Annotated in this window: 17 protein-coding genes; 5 read left to right on the top strand and 12 right to left on the bottom strand. The window is 45.7% G+C overall.

The genetic code is table 11. The annotated features are described in order from the left end of the window. Positions 1–117 precede the first annotated feature (117 nt). Positions 118–1,044, top strand: coding sequence for a ketopantoate reductase family protein (locus JCM16456_RS20595; RefSeq protein WP_068718021.1), 927 nt, complete (start codon positions 118–120; stop codon positions 1,042–1,044). Between the two features lie 78 nt (positions 1,045–1,122). On the opposite strand, the gene tkt is transcribed toward JCM16456_RS20595, so the two are convergent. Beyond that, positions 1,123–3,162, bottom strand: a complete 2,040-nt coding sequence (gene tkt, locus JCM16456_RS20590; RefSeq protein ID WP_156430613.1) for a transketolase — start codon at positions 3,160–3,162, stop codon at positions 1,123–1,125. A 76-nt stretch (positions 3,163–3,238) separates the two neighbouring features. After that, entirely contained in the window at positions 3,239–4,189 is a 951-nt protein-coding gene (tal, locus tag JCM16456_RS20585) for a transaldolase (RefSeq protein ID WP_068718019.1), read from the bottom strand. A 456-nt stretch (positions 4,190–4,645) separates the two neighbouring features. On the opposite strand from tal, the gene JCM16456_RS20580 reads away from it, so the two are divergent. Continuing rightward, the gene (locus JCM16456_RS20580; protein WP_068718018.1) at positions 4,646–5,647 is read left to right on the top strand and encodes a sugar-binding transcriptional regulator; all 1,002 of its coding nucleotides are present in this window, start codon (positions 4,646–4,648) and stop codon (positions 5,645–5,647) included. 127 nt (positions 5,648–5,774) lie between these two features. Here JCM16456_RS20580 and JCM16456_RS20575 read toward each other — a convergent pair whose 3' ends face one another. The 3 genes from JCM16456_RS20575 to moeA form a co-directional block, all read right to left on the bottom strand. Further along, the gene (locus JCM16456_RS20575) at positions 5,775–6,608 is read right to left on the bottom strand and encodes a sulfurtransferase (RefSeq protein ID WP_068719082.1); all 834 of its coding nucleotides are present in this window, start codon (positions 6,606–6,608) and stop codon (positions 5,775–5,777) included. Positions 6,609–6,676: 68 nt separating this feature from the next. After that, a complete protein-coding gene (gene moeB / locus JCM16456_RS20570) occupies positions 6,677–7,429 on the bottom strand; it encodes a molybdopterin-synthase adenylyltransferase MoeB (protein ID WP_068718016.1) in 753 nt (250 codons plus the stop codon). Between the two features lie 17 nt (positions 7,430–7,446). Further along, a complete protein-coding gene (gene moeA, locus JCM16456_RS20565) occupies positions 7,447–8,679 on the bottom strand; it encodes a molybdopterin molybdotransferase MoeA (protein WP_068718014.1) in 1,233 nt (410 codons plus the stop codon). Positions 8,680–8,870: 191 nt separating this feature from the next. Between moeA and folE the strand changes: the two genes are divergently transcribed. Next, positions 8,871–9,524, top strand: a complete 654-nt coding sequence (folE, locus tag JCM16456_RS20560) for a GTP cyclohydrolase I FolE (protein WP_068718009.1) — start codon at positions 8,871–8,873, stop codon at positions 9,522–9,524. Between the two features lie 179 nt (positions 9,525–9,703). Here the strand turns inward: folE and eutC are convergent, their stop codons facing one another. The 6 genes from eutC to JCM16456_RS23905 all read right to left on the bottom strand — a co-directional run bounded on the left by eutC (position 9,704) and on the right by JCM16456_RS23905 (position 16,634). Further along, entirely contained in the window at positions 9,704–10,579 is an 876-nt protein-coding gene (gene eutC, locus JCM16456_RS20555) for an ethanolamine ammonia-lyase subunit EutC (protein WP_231894457.1), read from the bottom strand. Then, a complete protein-coding gene (locus JCM16456_RS20550) occupies positions 10,576–11,979 on the bottom strand; it encodes an ethanolamine ammonia-lyase subunit EutB (RefSeq protein ID WP_068718008.1) in 1,404 nt (467 codons plus the stop codon). Before JCM16456_RS20550 ends, eutC begins: the two co-directional genes overlap by 4 nt. A 313-nt stretch (positions 11,980–12,292) precedes the next feature. Beyond that, the gene (locus JCM16456_RS20545; RefSeq protein WP_068719079.1) at positions 12,293–14,041 is read right to left on the bottom strand and encodes a formate--tetrahydrofolate ligase; all 1,749 of its coding nucleotides are present in this window, start codon (positions 14,039–14,041) and stop codon (positions 12,293–12,295) included. Positions 14,042–14,313: 272 nt separating this feature from the next. Then, positions 14,314–15,462, bottom strand: a complete 1,149-nt coding sequence (gene yiaY / locus JCM16456_RS20540; protein ID WP_068718007.1) for an L-threonine dehydrogenase — start codon at positions 15,460–15,462, stop codon at positions 14,314–14,316. Positions 15,463–15,787: 325 nt separating this feature from the next. Continuing rightward, positions 15,788–16,438 carry an isoprenoid biosynthesis glyoxalase ElbB gene (elbB, locus tag JCM16456_RS20535; protein WP_068718006.1) on the bottom strand — a complete coding sequence of 217 codons (651 nt, stop codon included), beginning with the start codon at positions 16,436–16,438 and terminating at the stop codon, positions 15,788–15,790. A gap of 28 nt (positions 16,439–16,466) precedes the next feature. Further along, positions 16,467–16,634 (bottom strand): hypothetical protein, encoded by a 168-nt coding sequence (locus JCM16456_RS23905; RefSeq protein WP_156430612.1) that lies wholly within the window; start codon positions 16,632–16,634, stop codon positions 16,467–16,469. 249 nt (positions 16,635–16,883) lie between these two features. Here JCM16456_RS23905 and JCM16456_RS20530 point away from each other — a divergent pair, with 249 nt between their 5' ends. Further along, the gene (locus JCM16456_RS20530) at positions 16,884–17,846 is read left to right on the top strand and encodes a transposase (RefSeq protein ID WP_068718005.1); all 963 of its coding nucleotides are present in this window, start codon (positions 16,884–16,886) and stop codon (positions 17,844–17,846) included. Here JCM16456_RS20530 and JCM16456_RS20525 read toward each other — a convergent pair. Next, complete coding sequence (locus JCM16456_RS20525; protein WP_068718004.1) at positions 17,839–18,759, bottom strand: LysR family transcriptional regulator; 921 nt, start codon at positions 18,757–18,759, stop codon at positions 17,839–17,841. The genes JCM16456_RS20530 and JCM16456_RS20525 overlap by 8 nt on opposite strands. A 253-nt stretch (positions 18,760–19,012) precedes the next feature. Between JCM16456_RS20525 and yjjG the strand changes: the two genes are divergently transcribed. Next, entirely contained in the window at positions 19,013–19,687 is a 675-nt protein-coding gene (gene yjjG, locus JCM16456_RS20520; protein WP_068717998.1) for a pyrimidine 5'-nucleotidase, read from the top strand. The last annotated feature ends 81 nt before the right edge of the window (positions 19,688–19,768 follow it).

Raw genomic sequence — 19,768 nt, 5'->3', positions numbered from 1 at the left:
TTGTATACTCCCGATCAATTCACAACAGCGAAGCTCGCCACTCATGAGTACTTAGTCATCGTGGAGTGTGTAGGATTGGTTTAGATGCTAACAACGGTTAGCAGCAAGGAGAGTTAGATGAAGATTGCTGTCATTGGTGCAGGGGCAATGGGCTGCCTATATGGAGCGTATTTAAGTCGTTCACACGATGTGGTGATGATTGATACGTCGGTTTCACAAGTTGAAGCGATTAAAGCGCAAGGGATTACGCTCGATGAAGCCAATGGTGAAAGTGTTAACTTTCCTAATGTGACTGCTGCGGTTTCTGGTGAGTATCAAGATGCTGTGGATTTGGTGATCGTTTTTGTTAAGTCTACTTACACTGAGGTCGCGCTAGAGCAAAACAGTGCTTTGTTTGGTGAGTCGACATTAGTCATGACTTTACAAAATGGCGCTGGTAACGATCGTAAAATCGCACAATACGTGAAACCTGAAAATATCGTTATTGGCACCAGTAAACACAACGCTGTGAATCTTGGTGAAGGCCGTATCAAACATCCCGCACAAGGTGATACCACCATCGGTAGTAATCATAATGAGAAGGGGTCAGTACTCGTAGCAGAGCAAGCGCTGATAGAAGCGGGTTTTGCTGTGGTAGTGGTGGATGACATTCAGCGTATCATCTGGAGCAAGCTTTTAGTCAACCTTTCTATTAATACCTTTACCGCGATTACCGAAACGCCTATCGGTTATATGGTGAAAAACCAGCACGCATGGGATTTTGCTAAGCGACTCATCTATGAAGCAATTGAAGTTGCCGAAGCGGATGGAACCTATTTTGATCGCCGTGAAGCACTCAATATGGTGAAATCGGTGTGTGAAACAGCAGGTGATGGTTACTCTTCGATGTATCAAGATCGCAAGCATCGCGTCAAAATGGAAATCGATGCTATCAATGGCGCGATTGTCGAGCAAGCGAAACTGTATGGTGTACCAACGCCTTACAACACTTTGATTGTTGCTCTGATTCACTCAATCGAAGGTGCGTACGAGCTGTACGACTGAGTCTGACTTTATCTAGGTGACCAGAGATAAAAAAGGCCCGCAACAATGCGGGCCTTAGTATTTTTATGTGCTAGTCGATTACAGTGTTTCTTTTGCTTTCGCTACCACGTTCGCCACAGTAAAGCCGAACTGTTCAAACAGTTGCTCTGCTGGTGCAGATTCACCGAAGGTAGTCATACCGACGATACGGCCATTCAAGCCAACGTATTTGTACCAGAAGTCAGCGATGCCAGCTTCGATAGCAACGCGAGCTGTCACTGCAGCAGGAAGCACGGCTTCACGGTAAGCTGCATCTTGTTTGTCGAACGCATCTGTTGATGGCATGGATACGACGCGTACCGCTTTGCCTTCTTTTTCTAGCTCAGCAGCTGCATTGACTGCAAGTTCAACTTCAGAACCGGTGGCAATCAAGATAAGGTCAGGTGTACCTGCACTGTCTTTTAGGATGTAGCCACCTTTCGCGATATTGGCTACTTGCTCAGCAGTACGTGGTTGCTGTGCTAGGTTTTGACGCGAGAAAATCAGTGCAGATGGAGCATCTTTGCGTTCAATCGCGAGTTTCCAAGCCATTGCAGACTCAACTTGGTCACATGGGCGCCATGTGCTCATGTTTGGTGTTAGACGCAATGAAGCGATCTGTTCAACCGGTTGGTGAGTTGGACCATCTTCACCCAAACCAATCGAGTCGTGAGTGTACACTTGGATATTTTGCACTTTCATCAGTGCCGCCATGCGCATTGCGTTACGAGCATATTCCATAAACATCAGGAAGGTGGCACCGTAAGGAATGAAACCACCGTGTAGAGCAATACCATTGATGATGGCAGTCATACCAAATTCACGCACACCGTAGTGAATGTAGTTACCCGATGCATCTTCGTGAGTCAGTGATTTAGAACCAGACCACATGGTTAGGTTAGATGGCGCAAGGTCTGCAGAGCCGCCCATAAACTCAGGGAGTAGTTTGCCGAAAGCTTCCAGAGCATTTTGTGATGCTTTGCGGGAAGCGATTTTGGCAGGATTCGCTTGCAGGTTGGCAATCACCTCATTTGCTGCTTTTTCGAAGCCTTCTGGGAGTTTACCTTCCATACGACGTTTAAATTCTGCAGCCAATTCTGGGTACGCTTTCGCGTAAGCCGAAAATTTGTCGTTCCATTGTGATTCTTTCGCTGCACCTGCTTCTTTTGCATCCCATTCTGCATAGATGTCAGCAGGGATTTCAAATGGAGCGTAGTTCCAGCCTAGGTATTCACGTGCTGCTTTAATTTCGTCGTCACCTAGAGGTGCGCCGTGACAGTCGTGTGAACCTGATTTGTTTGGTGAACCGTAACCAATGATGGTTTTGCAGCAGATCAGTGTAGGGCGAGTGGTATCTGCTTTTGCAGCTTCGATGGCGGCATTGATAGCTTCTGCATCGTGACCATCGACTGCTGGAATAACTTGCCAGCCGTACGCTTCGAAACGTTTTGGTGTATCGTCAGCGAACCAACCTTCAACTTCACCGTCGATAGAGATGCCGTTGTCATCCCAAAACGCGATAAGTTTGCCAAGGCCTAGTGTACCTGCTAGAGAGCACGCTTCGTGAGAAATGCCTTCCATCATACAGCCATCACCCAAGAAAGCATACGTATGGTGATCGACGATGTCGTGATCGTCTTTGTTAAATTGTGCTGCCAGTGCTTTTTCAGCAATCGCCATACCGACAGCATTTGTAATCCCCTGACCTAGAGGACCAGTTGTTGTTTCAATGCCTGGTGCATAACCGTATTCAGGGTGACCTGGCGTTTTTGAGTGCAGTTGACGGAAGTTTTTCAGATCGTCAATCGATAGGTCATAACCAGTGAGGTGAAGTAAAGAGTAAATCAGCATTGAGCCGTGGCCGTTTGAAAGTACGAAACGGTCGCGATCAGCCCATTTTGGATTTTGTGGGTTGTGATTTAAATGGTTACGCCACAGTACTTCCGCGATATCAGCCATACCCATTGGTGCTCCAGGGTGACCAGATTTGGCTTTTTGTACCCCGTCCATACTCAGGGCACGAATAGCATTTGCAAGTTGTTTACGATTCATGTGATGTCTCGATTTAAGTAGGTTAGGTAGAGCCGTCTCTAATGACATGCGGCTCTTCAGAATTTTTGTTTGAGGCTAAACCTAACAAAAAGAAAAGCGAGGCTAGGCCTCGCTCCGTTTGCTATTACAGTTTAGCTTGGATCATGGTTTCCAATTTACCCTGGTCGATCGCAAAATTACGAATACCTTCAGCTAATTTTTCAACAGCCATAGGGTCTTGGTTGTGATCCCATAGGAATTCAGCGTGAGTCATTGCTGCAGGACGTGCTGCATTGCCGTTTGAATCTTTAAGTTTTTCTTCAACAACACCTTCAGACTCTTCCAGTTCTTTAAGTAGTGCTGGTGCGATAGTTAGGCGGTCACAACCTGCTAATTCTAAAATCTCACCGATGTTACGGAAGCTTGCACCCATAACCACGGTGTTGTAACCGTGTTCTTTGTAGTAGTTGTAGATTTTTGTTACAGACAGTACGCCTGGATCTTCTGAAGGCGTAAAGTCACGGCCTTCTTTCGCTTTGTACCAGTCCATGATACGACCAACGAATGGAGAAATCAGGAATACGCCAGCTTCAGCACAAGCTCGCGCTTGAGCAAATGAGAATAGAAGAGTTAGGTTACAGTTGATGCCTTCTTTTTCTAGGATCTCTGCTGCGCGGATACCTTCCCAAGTTGAAGCCAGTTTGATCAAGATGCGGTCGTTGCTGATTCCAGCGTCGTTGTACAGCTTGATCAGTTTACGTGCTTTTTCAACGCTTGCTTCCGTATTGTATGAAAGACGAGCGTCTACTTCAGTAGAGATACGACCTGGGATGGTTTTTAAAATCTCTTTACCGATGTTCACAGCCAGCATGTCGCAAGCATCTTCAAGCTGTTGAGCTTTGTCAGTGCTAAGTTCTTTTGCTGCTTTTACTGCTTGGTCGATATAAGGTGCATATTCAGCGATTTGAGCGGCTTTAAGAATCAGAGAAGGGTTAGTGGTAGCGTCTTCTGGTTGGTATTTTTTGATCGCATCAATTTCACCAGTATCTGCCACGACTGTAGTTAATTTACGAAGTTGCTCTAATTTGTTGCTCATTTCTTTCGTCCTTTATCGTTAGGCTAGGGCTGCCACAGTATGTGACTGGGCATTTGCAAGCATGTTCGTTATTCATTAAGCGGTAATTACATTGTATCTCGTGATTACCTGCTCTCTTGTATCAACCGATAACAGATGCTCATGAACATATGATCGATTGCTGAGTAAATGATGCCTCCATATTTAACCCATCCATAGCGAAAGTCAATCGAGATTTCGTCGATATGACGACATTGGTCACCTATTTTTTCTTTCCCTGACGCTATGCTAATCAGTGTCTGTTGAATGTTTCTGTTTGTTAACAATTGGCTGACCCAGATTACATAAACTTACTCTGAGAAAATGTAATGTTAATGAGCAAAAGTAACGCCACCATTTGCTTGTGACTTTTGTTTAAAGCGATTACATTTGCTCATCAAATTTACTGCAGTGATGCACTAAGGATAAGAGAAAAAAATGAATATATCCAAACCCGAGATTTCAGTAGAGGATAGCGATCTACTCACCGAAATTTCTGTGGCTTATTATCAAGATGGTGCAACTCAGGAAGATATTTCAAAGAAATACGGTATCTCTCGCGCTAAAGTTGGGCGGCTGTTAAAACAAGCGCGTGATGAAGGTATTGTCGAGATCACCGTGAAATACCATCCGGTTTTTAGTGCCAAAATTGAGCAGCGTTTGATGGAGCGCTTCGGTATTAAGCGCGCTTTGATTGCTCTCGATCAGCCCACCGAAGAGTTGCAACGCCAGCAAGTGGCGGGTTTGGTTTCTAACTATCTCTCCCAAACACTTAAAAGCGGTATGGTGGTGACTGTGGGGCAGGGACGTAATGTGTCTGCCGTTGCTCATCATATGGGGGTTATTACTCCCCGTGACTGTACCTTTGTTAGTGGGATTGGTGGTATTCACCCTCGTGGTAGTGCGTTCAACGCGGACCATATTTGTCGTCAGTTAGCCAAAAAATACGGCGGTACTTCCGAGACGCTTTATGCGCCAGCTTACGCAGAAAACCTCGAGCAAAAGATGGTGTTTATGCAAAACAGCACTGTAAAACAAACCTTGGATTTAGCACGTAAAGCGGATATGGCGTTAGTTGGTATTGGTGATATGAGCGAAAACAGCTACATGGTGGATTTGGGGTGGTTTACGCCCGATGAGGTGGTACAGGCGCGCTTGCATCAAGGCGTAGTGGGCGATTTCGCTGGACACGACTTTTTTGATGTCAAAGGTGGTATTGCCAAAACGGTGATGAGCGATCGAGTGATTGGGATGAGTATTGAAGAGTTTCGTCCGATTTCTGAAGTGATTGCCATAGCCGCAGAAAACAGTAAACCATTGGCACTATTGGGTGCGCTGCGCACTGGGGCGGTGGACGTGGTCGCGACCAGTGTAAGTAATGCATTAACCGTTTTGAACTTGGCTGAGCAAATGCACAGTGCCCGTTTGATGGTTGATTAGTGCCAAATTTCACGCGATTTTACCAATGAAAAAGCGCTGCTCTCTCCATTGAGAAAGCAGCGCTTGAACATATCGCTGTATCGAGTAAATAGACGTAAAAGTAACTAGCAGCAGTTAAAGCAAAAGATCAGCGAGTTTCTATTGGCAGATCCGTACGTTGTCCCCATTCTGTCCATGAGCCATCGTAAACGGCTAAGTGCTCATAGCCACACAGCGCGGCCGCAAGTAACACAATGCACGCGGTAACGCCGGAGCCGCAACTAAATAGGTACTCTTGTTTACTGGCGTTTAAAACGTTTGTGACGATGGGTTTTAAATCTTCAATCGGTTTAAAGCGATGTTCATTCATTAGTTCAGTAAAAGGGAGGTTTACTGCACTAGGAATGTGACCACTACGCACACCAGCACGAGGCTCTTCTATTTCACCATAAAAGCGCGCTGCTCCCCGAGCATCGATGGTTAAGCTGGTATCGTTACTGATTTGGGCCAGGACATAGTCGGCATCAACGAAATAACCGGATTGCAGTTGACCACGAAAGTTACCTTGAGTCGCTACTGGTTCATACTGCTGTGTGGTATCGCCGCCAATCGCTTTCCATTCAGTGAGGCCACCATCCAGAACATAGACTTGCTCATGTCCCATTGCGCGGAACATCCACCATGCACGAGGTGACGCAAAGGTACCGCTATTGTCGTAGACCACGATCACCGAATTTTGGTTGATACCTAAATCTTGGGCCAAGATATTAAAACGCTGCTCAGAGGGCATCATGTGCGGAAGTGTGCTGTTTTTATCGCAAAACACCTCATCATAGTCGAAGCGACGCGCACGAGTGATAATATTGAATGTATCTTTATGGCCTTCACCAGGGATTTGAAATTCAATACTGGCATCCAAAATTATCACATTAGCATCGTAATGGTGTTCTTTAAGCCATGCTGCAGAAACAAGGGGGCTCATTGTTACACGATCCATTGTTGAGTTAATCCTTATCAGTTATTCGCAAAATCCAGTGACTGTTTATGAGTTTAGTGATGACAAACGGGACACGTGGGCAATTTCATTAATTTCATTTCACGCCATGACATCGACATCGCATCCAGCATCAAAATCTTGCCTGTAAGCGGTGTGCCAAGGCGGGTTATCACTTTTATGGCTTCCATTGCTTGTACTGCCCCAATAATGCCAACCACAGGCGACATAACCCCAGCTTCCACACAGGTCAGAGCATTTTCGCCAAACAGCCCGCTTAAGCATTGGTAGCAAGGCTCGTCTTCATTTTGATAGGTAAAAACACTCACTTGTCCCTCCATACGAATGGCTGCGCCAGAGATTAACGGTGTTTTACTTTCATAACAAAGGCGGTTGAGTTGGTTGCGTGTTGCTACGTTGTCACTGGCATCTAAAACCACGGTGTGATGACGAATAAGGGTCTCTAGCTCTTGGTCTTCTAGGCAGCGGGCAATAGTTTGGATTTTAATGTGCGGGTTAATTTCATTAAGTGCATCGGCAGCCGATTCCACTTTAAAGCGACCAATATCACTGTCGTGATGCAAAATTTGGCGCTGCAAATTCGACAGCTCAACTTTATCAAAATCTACTAACGTGATTTTACCAACACCGGCCGCCGCCAAATATTGACTGCTGGCGCAGCCGAGACCGCCTGCACCAATAATTAATACTGAACTCTGTTTGAGGGCCTCTTGTCCATCGAAATCAAACTGCTTCAAGATGATCTGGCGGTTATAGCGCAGCATCTCCTCATCACTGAGAATATCCATTGTAACAATCCTTAATATCAGTAAAGCGTTGAGTTGAATAGCTCGATATTGACGGTTTCGCCCACTTCGACACGACCACGCTCACGCTCCAACACCACAAAGCAGTTCGCAAGGCTCATTGAACGAAACGCGCCTGAGCTTTGGTTGCCTGTACTTTCGACCACGAATTGCCCGTTTTCAATGGTGTAGATACCCCGTTGAAAATCGGTTCGACCGGGCTGCTTTTTAAAGGCTGAACGTGTTGTTGCGGGAATAGAAGGCTGTGGTCGCCACTCCGTGTGTCCGGCTAATTTCGCCAGCATAGGTTGCACCAAGATATAACAGGTGATGAATGCCGATACTGGATTGCCCGGAAGACCGCAAAAAAGGGCGTTAGGTAACTGACCAAATGCAAAAGGTTTGCCCGGTTTTATCGCCAATTTCCAAAAGCCGATTTCGCCAAGCTGTTCTAAAATGTCTTTGGTGTAGTCGGCTTCACCGACGCTGACACCACCAGAGGTGACTACAACATCCGCCACTGCTTGTGCTTCTTCAAAGGTGGCTTTGAGCTTGTCAGGGCAATCGGGAATGATGCCAAGATCAATCGCTTCACAACCAAAATGCTCAATCAGTGGTTTGATGCCGTAACGGTTACTGTCGTAGATTTGGCCCGCTTCCAGTTCACTGCCTAGAGGTTTTAGTTCGTCCCCTGTCGAGAAAAAGGCGACTCTAGGTTTGCGTAGCACAGTGACGGTGGCAATACCAAGAGAGGCGATCATAGGAATATCGCGCGGGGTAAGGCGAGTGCCTTTCGCGAGAACAACTTGCCCTTGCATAATATCATCGCCAATAGGTCGAATATTCGCACCCGGTTTCACGTCACTGACCGTAAACAGCACACCTTGTTCGCTAACTTGAGCAAGCTCTTGCATTATGACTGCATCAGCACCTTCGGGTGCTTGAGCGCCCGTCATGATGCGAATACAAGTATTGGCTGGCCATTCCCCCCTAAATGGAGTACCAGCAAAGGATTTGCCCGCTACCGGCAGCGGTTGACCATTGAGCTCTGCGGTGCGAACCGCGTACCCATCCATTGCAGAATTAGCAAAGGGGGGAACATTAATTGGTGAGAGCAGATTGTCGGCTAGAACGTAGCCTAGAGCATCTGACAATGGTAACTCGACGGTATCGTCAATAGGTGATACGAGGGAAAGCATCTTATTCAATGCGTCTTCGATTGGCATTAAGCCCGGTGCGTCACAACATCCCATGATTGAATCCTATGGTGTTATTTTTGTGTCGTGCACTTTAACACATAAAAAAGCGCAGAGAGAAGCAAGAGCAGGGGTAATCGATAAATCATTGGTTTGTACAATACCCGTTATAAAATATGGGTGTAATTATTAAAAAATCCGAGTATCCTTGTCAGCCATCCGAAAGGGGTTATCTAAGAGGTATTGTAATGTCTGATCTGAGCGATTCAGCGAAGTTGGTTAAAGAAGCGCTTGCCCGTCGTGGTCTTGAGACTCCGATGACGCCTAATGATATGGGGCGTGAAGAGAAAAAAGAAAAAATTGAGCATCACATGCGCGATATTCTCAATATTCTCGGACTGGATCTGACAGACGATAGCTTAGAAGAAACGCCGCAACGTATTGCTAAAATGTATGTTGATGAGATCTTTTCTGGTTTGGAATATAAAAACTTTCCAAAAATCACCGTGATTGAAAATAAGATGCGTGTCAGTGAAATGGTGCGAGTGAAAGACATCACTGTGACCAGCACTTGCGAACACCACCTTGTGACTATCGATGGTAAAGCGGCGGTGGCTTACATTCCACGAGGCAAAATTATCGGTTTGTCTAAAATTAACCGTATCGTGCGTTTCTTCGCTCAGCGTCCACAAGTTCAAGAACGTATGACTCAGCAAATTCTGGTGGCACTGCAAACCCTGCTTGAAACCGATGATGTTGCTGTGACCATGGATGCGACTCACTACTGCGTGAAATCTCGCGGAGTGATGGACGCCACCAGTGAAACCACCACTACAGCATTAGGTGGCATTTTCAAGAGCAACCCTGCAACTCGCTCAGAGTTCCTCCACGGGCTGCGTTAATGCTCATGCAAGGCGTCTAGCGCTTTGCATTCGTTATGTTGGTAGGGGCTTCTGTAGATAGATTCTGTAATAGACAGTCCAATCGGCAGAGCCTTATCGCAATACATCCAGTTTTATATGAATCAAGAAAAAAGCGCCGACCGTAAGGAAGGCGCTTTTGGTTTCTATCGTTTCATATTTTAGGACGGAGAAACGAGAGAAAACTGTCTTTCAGCTTTATGCTCGATGGTATGGTCGTCGGAGCGGTCTTTTAAACCAATGCCCGTGATATGACGACGACGAGACTCTGAAAGAAGATAGAAACATTTGTGTGCCGCTGCGTCGTAACGTAAACCTTCTGGGCGCACATTCGAAATACAATTGCGTAGCGACTCTTCAATGCCGCGATAGGCGTTCCACGTTAAATACAAACCTAAACTGTCTGGGGAACTGAGCCCTGGACGCTCACCAACCAAAATCAGCACTTCATTGGCGTTAATCGCAGCACAGACATCGTCACCAACAGCAACGCGGCCTTGCTGAACAATCACAAACGGGGCAACGTCCCATGCTTGTTTGGTGTCAGCATTTAACTGGTTTAACAGCGCATCCAAAAATGGCGCTGCATGATTGGCAATGGCGTAAGACGACAGACCGTCGGCAATCACAATCGCCAAATCGTAAGGCTTAGCTCGTGAATCACTGTGCTCTTTTAACTCAGTGATGCCTTGTTCGCTCAGCTTACGCCCCAAATCTGGCCGCTGTAGGTAAGTAACTCTATCGCTTGCCTCACTGTGCAAATGAAAAGCGGGTAGTAAAGGGCGCAAGTTTTCCTTGTCAGTCAAACTGGTCACTAAGGCATCTTCATCCAGCGGTACATGCACGGCATCAATGGCTTGCGCATGAGAGAGTTGAAAACGCAGCAGTTCACTGGTCGGAATACTGGTGCCTACACGGCCTAAACCAATTCGCGCTTGGGTAAATTGACGCAATGTATCCCACGGGTCATGGTGCACTAATTCTGGCGAAGATTGCTCAGCGGACAATTTACCACTTATCATTTTGTCTAAGTTCATACCGCCTCCTGCAGTAGGCTAAGCGGCTGTTTAAACGCTGGTGCCATATGATCACTAAGCTGAGTTCGACCATCTTGACTGAAAATCTGCATTTTACGCAACCAAGCTTCAAATTCAGGGGCAGGTTTTAATCCAAGCACTTGGCGTGCATATAAGGCATCATGGAACGAGGTGGTCTGATAGTTCAACATGATGTCATCAGAACCCGGGATGCCCATAATGAAGTTGCAGTTGGCCACGCCAAGTAAGGTCAATAAGTTATCCATGTCGTTTTGATCGGCATAGGCATGGTTGGTGTAGCAAATATCACAACCCATTGGTAGACCAAGCAGCTTGCCACAGAAGTGATCTTCTAGTCCGGCGCGGATAATTTGTTTGCCATCAAACAGATACTCAGGACCAATAAAGCCGACAACGGTATTAACCAATAAAGGTTTGAACTTACGAGCGAGCGCATAAGCTCGTGTTTCACAAGTTTGTTGGTCAACATCATGGTTCGCATTTGAAGAAAGCGCGCTACCTTGACCGGTTTCAAAGTACATGAAGTTGTTGCCAACCGTGCCACGTTGTAGACTGTTCGCCGCATCATAAGCTTGTTGCAGCACATCAATGCTGACACCAAACCCTTTGTTGGTACCTTCTGTTCCACCAATCGATTGGAACACCAAATCCACTGGTGCACCTTGTTCAATACACTCAATTGTGTTGGTAACATGGGTTAATACGCACGATTGCGTTGGGATCTCGTAGTGTTGAATCACTTCGTCCATCAGCTTCATAAGCTTAATCGCTTGGCTTACGCTGTCTGTTGCTGGATTGATACCAATGACGGCATCACCATTACCATACATAAGTCCATCGAAAATCGATGCTGCGATACCGTTCATATCATCGGTCGGGTGGTTCGGTTGTAGTCGAGTCGACATATGCCCAGCCAAACCGATGGTGTTGCGAAATGCAGTGGTCACTTGGCACTTTTTAGCGACCAAAATCAGATCTTGGTTACGCATGATTTTACTGACCGCTGCTGCCATTTCCGGCGTGACCCCAGGGGCAACACGTGTTAGTTCAACACAAGTGGTGGATTCTTGTAATAACCAATTGCGAAAATCACCCACCGTGAGATGGGCAATGTCTATAAAGGCTTTAGCATTGTGTTCATCAATGATCAGCCGTGATATTTCATCTTTCTCATACGGGATCACCAAGTCATTTAGAAAAGTTTTAAGAGGCAGATCAGCCAATACCATTTGAGCAACAACGCGTTCCTCTGCAGACGCGGCGCAAACGCCAGCGAGCTGGTCTCCTGAACGTAGAGGTGACGCCTTAGCCATCACTTCTTTTAAGGAGCGAAAACGAAACGTTTTACTACCCAATTGATAACGATATTCCGAACTCATACATCCCTCGCAAATTCGGTTTGATTATTTGGCGAGTGCCTTTGCACTGTTGATCTTCATTATGCAAAAAGTGTCCCTATTTCAAGGCTGGAATGAAAAAGAATTTTTACAATAAAAACCAATAGGTTAAATGTGGTTATTTGTTATTTAATGAGATAGGTATTCAGTCGAATACGAGCCTTGCTACATATTAGGGAAACGCTTGCACTTTGTTTGGGCAGGTTGCGAGAGGCTAGAAGATACACATACATAAATCTGGCGTGGGGCGTGAGGGGTAAGTGCAGTGAGAGGAAATCACTGCACTTAGTATCGATTAACTTAATCCGACAATATTCCCTTGCTCATCAATGTCTAACGACATAAAGGCGGGTTTGTCTGGCAGTCCTGGCATGGTCATTACGCTGCCGCAGAGGGCATAGATAAAGCCAGCACCAGAGCACAGTTTCAGTTCACGAATCGTCACATCAAAGCCTGATGGAGCGCCTTTAATGGCCGAATCGGTGGTGATCGAAAGTGGGGTTTTCGCCATACACACAGAAAGATGACTGTAACCCAACTCGTTAAAGCGCTTAAGCTGCGCTGTGGCTTTCTCTGAGTAGGTAACTGAGCCTGCGCCGTACCCTTTAAGCGCTACGGCATGCAATTTATCATCCAGAGAGTCTTCGCTCTTATAAAGTGGCGTGAACTGGACCGTTTTCTCGCACTGTTTCATGACGCAATGCGCCAATTGTGTAGCACCTAATCCACCGCGACTAAAGGCTTCGCTGATCGCCACTTCAACACCTTGTGGTAGGGCTTTGATCATGTCCACTAATTGTTGTAGTTCTTCCTCGCTGTCTTGTGGGAAGCGGTTAATTGCTACTACCGCGGGAACACCATATTGGGTCACGTTGTTGATATGCCATTGCAAATTAGCAAAACCGGCAGTGAGTGCGGCAGAATCTGGTGCAAATAGGCTATCCGGAATCGCATGGCCTGGGCGCAAATCATAACGACCTGAGTTAGCTTTAATACCACGTAAGGTCGCAACAATTACCGCGCAGTCGGGGGCGATATTTGATGCTTTTGCTTTGATATTACAGGCTTTTTCAAAGCCCATGTCAGAACCAAAGCCACCTTCAGTAACGGTAAAATCTGCTAATCGAGTTGCGATGTTATCCGCGATAATTGATGAGTTACCGTGGGCAATATTGGCGAAAGGACCTGCATGAACCAGCGTTGGTACACCTTCAAGAGTTTGCATTAGCGTTGGTTGGATAGTGTCCTTCATGGTGACTGTCATGGCACCAGCCACTTGCAAATCTTCGGTGGTAATGGGCTGACCGTCGAAATCATAAGCCACCACAATGCGACCGATACGCTGACGTAAGTCGTTTAAATCACTAGCAAGCGCCAAAATCGCCATCAGCTCTGAAGCGGCTGAGATATCAAAGCCATCTTCACGTTCAAAGCCGTTGACTGTTTTGCCATCTTCATTACGTCCGATGGTGATCATGCGTAGTGCGCGATCGTTGTGATCCAGCACGCGTCTCCATTTGACATGATTTGGGTCGATACGCAGTGCCTTTAATCCTGTTCGAGCTGTGAAGTCTTCGTAACCGTTGCGCTGTTCATGGTAAATACGAGCATCAATAGCCGCGGCCGCAAGGTTATGTGCTGCCGTGACGGCGTGAATGTCACCAGTAAGGTGCATATTCAGCTCTTCCATTGGAGCAACTTGAGAATAACCACCGCCTGCGGCACCACCTTTGACGCCAAAAATTGGCCCCATGGAGGGTTGACGAATACAAGCAAACACGGATTGATTGAGTTGCTCTAAACCTTGAGCCAGTCCAATCGTGGTGACAGTTTTACCTTCGCCTAGCGGAGTGGGGGTCATGGCAGTGACAACCACCAGCTTGCCCCTAGGGTGATCTTTTAGGCGGTTTAGGGCGTCTAGAGAGACCTTCGCTTTGTAGCGACCTTGGCTTTGAAACTCGTTGGTTTGTAGACCCGCTTGATGAGCAACATCATCAATTGGCTGTAGTGGTGTTGTGCGGCAAATTTCGATATCTGACAGCATAAAACCCTCATCATGGTTAATAAAGTGGTGAGGAAAACGTTTGCTTCGGATAATAACCTTTATTTTTTGCATGTAAAGCAAAACTCCCACGAACGAGGAAAAGCAGTGGATCTTTCACCGTTTTACTGCGATGAATCAAATTTACCTGCTGTTTTATCGCCATTTTATTATTCAACTTATTGAATTTAATAAGTAGGACGGGGTATTTTCAGTCGGCATAAAAAAAGGTGCTCCGAGAGCACCTTTTTATCAAAGTCTTAGCAAATCAGCAATTAAAATGCTGCTTTGAAGATTTCACACACTTCTTCGTGTGTACCTTGGCGTGGGTTAGTGATAGCACAAGCATCTTTAAGAGCGTTAGTTGCTAGTGTCGGTACATCTTCAACTTTCGCACCAAGCTCAGTTAGACCTGCAGGGATACCGATTTCTTTAGATAGAGATACGATAGCGTCGATAGCCGCTGCTGCGCCTTGTTCAGCTGTTAGGTTTTCTACATTCACACCCATTGCTTTAGCTACGTCGCGTAGACGGTCTGCTGCAACAGTTGCGTTGTAACGTTGTACGTGTGGAAGAAGTACTGCGTTACATACACCGTGAGGTAGGTTGTAGAAACCACCTAGTTGGTGTGCCATTGCGTGTACGTAGCCTAGAGAAGCGTTGTTAAATGCCATACCCGCCATGAACTGTGCGTATGCCATTGCTTCACGAGCTTCTAGGTTTTGACCGTTTTTCACTGCTTCACGTAGGTTCGCTTGAATCATTTCGATTGCTTTGATTGCAACGGCATCAGTGATAGGTGTTGCAGCGATAGAAACGTAAGCTTCGATTGCGTGAGTCAGTGCGTCCATACCAGTTGCTGCAGTTAGAGAAGCTGGTTTAGCAAGCATCAATTTAGGATCGTTAACAGACATCAGTGGAGTCGTGTGTTTGTCTACGATAGCCATTTTGATGTGACGAACTTCGTCAGTGATGATGCAGAAACGAGTCATTTCAGACGCAGTACCTGCAGTGGTGTTGATTGCGATCAATGGCAGCATTGGTTTTGGAGATTGGTCAACGCCTTCGTAATCCGCAATTTCGCCGCCGTTAGAAGCAAGAAGAGCGATACCTTTTGCACAGTCGTGTGGTGAACCGCCGCCTAGAGAAATAACGAAATCACATTGGTTTTCTTTAAGAATCGCTAGACCTTCATTTACGTTGGTCACAGTTGGGTTTGGATGAGTACCATCATAAACCACTGTTGCTACACCACGTTCAGTTAGTAGGTCAGCAACTTGTTTAACTACGCCGATTTTGTTCAGAATTGCGTCACTTACAATCAGACCTTTGGTAAAGCCTTTAGATTTGATCGCATCCGCTGCATCAACAAGACAATCTGCGCCCATTAGGTTTACTGTAGGAATAAAAAATGCACTCGCCATGAGTTAACTCCAATAATAATTATGTTCAAAATATCTGGCTCTAGAGTTGCACAGTTTGTCGCAGAGTGTGTTTGATCTGGCGCAAAAATCCTTGAAGCACGTTCAAATTGATGCTCATTCTTGAGCTGGATCACATTAATAACCATAGTGAATATAGTGACTTATAGTTTCTACTGATGGAATTTTATACGGTGATGTTCATCTCATGAATTTTTACCAAAATGGAATAACTAATGCAGTAATTTTACATTTCACAAATGGGGTAATCTGGACACAAAATTTAACGCCAAAGCCCGTTATATAAGGCTTTGGCACACAAAAATTATCACGCCAATGAGATTAATTTTGTTACAAGACGGTTAATTCCTGATTCTGCTTGAGAAATATTCTCAGCAAGCATATAAGCGGGAGTCGATAGTACGTTGTGCTCTTGATCGTAGACGAAGTCATCCACTGGGCAATTGACGTGTTGCCCTCCCATTTTATTGAAGGCTGCAGCAGTTTCTTTATCGTTACCGATGGTTCCCTCGACCCCTGATTCGTAGATTTTGGGAATAAGATGAGGAGCGATGCATAAGTAGGCGGCAGGTTTACCTGCTTTCGCAAATAAACGACACGCTTTCGCGACATCCTCATGTAACACACAATCTGCTCCTTTGAAGGCAAAATCAGACAGATTTTTTGCTGCGCCAAAGCCGCCAGGAATGATCAGTGCATCAAAGTCGTGAGCTTTTAGCTTAGCAACATCATCTATTTTGCCACGAGAGATACGAGCAGACTCTACCAATACATTGCGAGTTTCTTCCATCTCCTCACCGGTAATATGGTTGAGGACATGATGTTGATTTACATTTGGTGCGAAACAGTGCCAAGTCGCCCCATTCTTCTCAATGGCGAGTAGGGTTAATACTGATTCGTGTATTTCTGCTCCGTCGAAGACGCCGCATCCGCTGAGTATCACGGCTACTTTTTTCATGGGGTCGCTCCTTTATTGTTAAGTGGGGTTAGTTCGATTCCGTATCGTCTTTGGTTTTAGTGTGATTGGTTGGTGCTTGAGCCGCTTGTTGTGCTTCGGATTTTTGCTCTTGGGCTGTCAAATATTCATCGACACTAGAATAGTGTTGCATAGTAAATGCGGTCAATATAGCAGAAGAGGGGAGAAAGTGTTTCATAGCTGTCCTTAGGGGTTGGCAAGTCAATCCTTTCTTTATAAAACTCCCTGCGTATTCACGCCTTGTTTTATATCAGTAAATGTTAACCGGACACACACCTCATTAGCCGGACACACACGTTATTAGCTGGACAGACAGGCTAATAATCAGCTCATCTTTTGAATTGCCTCGCAAAATACTGGAACGATTATTGGCGTTGTTAGCGTCTATAGGGAAAGTGGTCAGAAGTTAAACAATTCAGGTGATGTTATGGCAACAGCTCGTTCTCGATTGGTATGTCCAGAAGTGACACCATACTACCACTGTGTATCTCGTTGTGTTCGACGTTCATTTCTATGCGGAGAGGATGCGTTAACCGGACGCTCATATGAACATCGACGCGATTGGATCGAGCAGCGAATTTTGACCTTGGCGTCTTTTTATTGTGTAGATGTGTGTGCTTATGCGGTAATGAGTAATCACTACCATTTGGTGGTTAGCCTCAATCAGGAGCAGGCATTTGGTTTAAGTGAGCGAGATGTTGTAGAACGATGGTGTGTTGAACATAAAACACCCGTAATAATCAAAAGTTGGTTGGCAGGAGAGCAACTAACGGACGCTCAGAAAAAATGGTGCGATGAAACGATATTGGAGTGGCGCGAACGTCTTTGCTCGTTAAGCTGGTTTATGAAAGAGCTAAATTATGGCATCGCTGTTCAAGCCAATAAAGAGGATGACTGCACTGGCCGATTTTGGGAAGGACGTTTTAAATCCCAAGCATTACTGGATGAAAAGGCGCTGCTAAGTGCGATGGCATATGTCGACCTCAATCCTGTTCGAGCTGAAATGGTCAGCACGCCAGAAGATGCTCAACATACATCACTAAGAGCGCGTTTAGATGCGTTAGAGCAGGGACGACCCCAGGTTATTGGACTGAGTGATTTTGTAGGAAATACGGCTTTTGATGATTCATCGGGCATTCCTTTCCGATTGCTCGATTATATAGAATTCATTGATTGGGTAGGAAGACACGTACGTGATACGTCTTCAGGCTATATTGTTGCATCAACTCCGCCGATTCTAACGCGACTCTCGTTGTCCAACCGTGAATGCCTTTTCCTTTGTACCCAACTAGAAAAAGACGCCAAAGTTTGGATTGGGGCTGCGCATAAGCTTGATGCTGCAAAACAAAAACTCAATAAACAGCGAATCGTGGGCCTTAGGATTAGCTAAAAATGCCCTTATCCCAATAAGGCAGTGCTTGGCCGTATTTTTCGTTTAAAAACTCGATGAAGAGGCTCACCTTTTGTGGGAGGTGTTTACGCACTGGATACACAGCGTAAACGGCATGGACTGGCAATGCATAGGGCGACATGATCGGTACTAAGCGCTTTTCTTGTACGTCTTTTCCGACGATAAATGTAGGTAGTTGGCCAATTCCCAATCCAGAAAGCAGCACTCTTCGAATGGCTTCGCTGTTATTTACCGACATATTACCTTTAGGTAATACTTTGAATTCTTTATTACTCTTACAAAAAGTCCATTCACTGCCGCCGCGAAAATACGAGTATTTGATACAGTTGTGGTGAGTTAAATCGGCTGGCTCAGTAGGGGCTGGATGTTGCGCTAGATATTCTGGCGAGGCACACAGTACACTATGACAGGTCACTAAGCGTTTAGCGATCAAATTGGAGTCTGTTAGATGACCAATTCGTATGGCGAGATCGTAACCTTCTGAAACCAAATCCACCATACGATCTTCAAATTGCAGATCAAGTTCAATATGAGGATAACGCTGCAAAAACTCAGTAAGAAATGGTGCTATATGCCGTACCCCAAATGACATAGGCGCTGTAATTTTTAGTTTTCCTCGAGGTTCTCCTTGCAGCTCTGCCACCGCATCAACACCCTGTTGAGCAAAAGACAACGCTTGGGATACATACTCGTAATAACGTTCTCCAGCTTCCGTTAGACTAATATGGCGGGTCGTCCTTTGAATTAAACGAATACCCAACTCATCTTCTAGCTGACTGATACGTTTACTGACAGCGGATTTAGTGATGTTAAGCCTTTCTGCTGCGCGTGAGTAACTCCCGCTTTCGACAACCGCGACAAACAGTGGAATAGTCGGGAAGTTGTTGTACATAATGGGCTCCTGATTTGATTGTTAACCGGACACACACCGTTACTTATAACGACTTTATGGTGTGTGTCCGTGTAAAGATACGGTATGTGTCCGCCTAATGGGGTGTGTGTCCACGTAAGGGAGTGTAGCGGCATTCGGTGTGTTAATGCTAGAGTTATTGTTGATGGGAGGGAAACAAAAAGTTTCTATGCCAATGACTTATGTGTTTGTTGGAAACAGTATAAACTGAGCGGTACTTAATGAGGAGAAACACATGCAGTACGATTGGATACTTTTTGATGCCGACGAGACACTATTTCATTTTGACGGTCGTCGCGGATTAACCTTAATGTTAGAGCGTAAAGGGATGGAGCTGACGGATGAGGCTTACCAAGCGTATCAAAAAGTGAATCAACCGCTGTGGGTTGATTATCAAAATGGCGATATTACTGCAAATGAACTCAAACACACTCGTTTTATTGAATGGGCAAAGCAACTGGATACCACACCGGCAGAGTTAAATCGCTCATACATGCAGGCTATGGCGGATATTTGCAGTTTGCTCCCTGGTGCTCAAGCGCTTATTGATGCCCTGCAAGGGAAAGTGCGGATGGGTATTATTACCAACGGTTTTGCTGATTTACAGATGGTTCGTTTAGAGCGCACAGGACTGGCGTCTCATTTTGAACATATCATCATCTCCGAAGAGGTTGGCATTGCAAAGCCTGATGCCCGTATTTTTGCCCATGCACTGGAAAAAATGGGTAACCCAGACAAAAAGCGGGTACTGATGGTTGGTGATAACCCTCATTCTGATATTCTTGGTGGACTCAATATTGGTGTGGAAACCTGTTGGTTAAATCTCAATGGGGAAGAAACGCCGCAAGATATTTTACCTCATCATGAAGTGCGTTCTCTTGATGAGTTACAAGCACTGCTATTGGCTTAATATACCCAAGTAACCTCAAGATGCGGTTTCAGCGAGAATGTATTCGCTTATAGGCAAGGCACCGATTTGAATACATAGTTA

The organism is Vibrio tritonius, from assembly GCF_001547935.1.
GTDB classification, from domain to species: Bacteria; Pseudomonadota; Gammaproteobacteria; order Enterobacterales; family Vibrionaceae; genus Vibrio; species Vibrio tritonius.
Note: the sequence above shows the minus strand (reverse complement) of the source record. Positions and strands in the feature narration are given on the sequence as shown.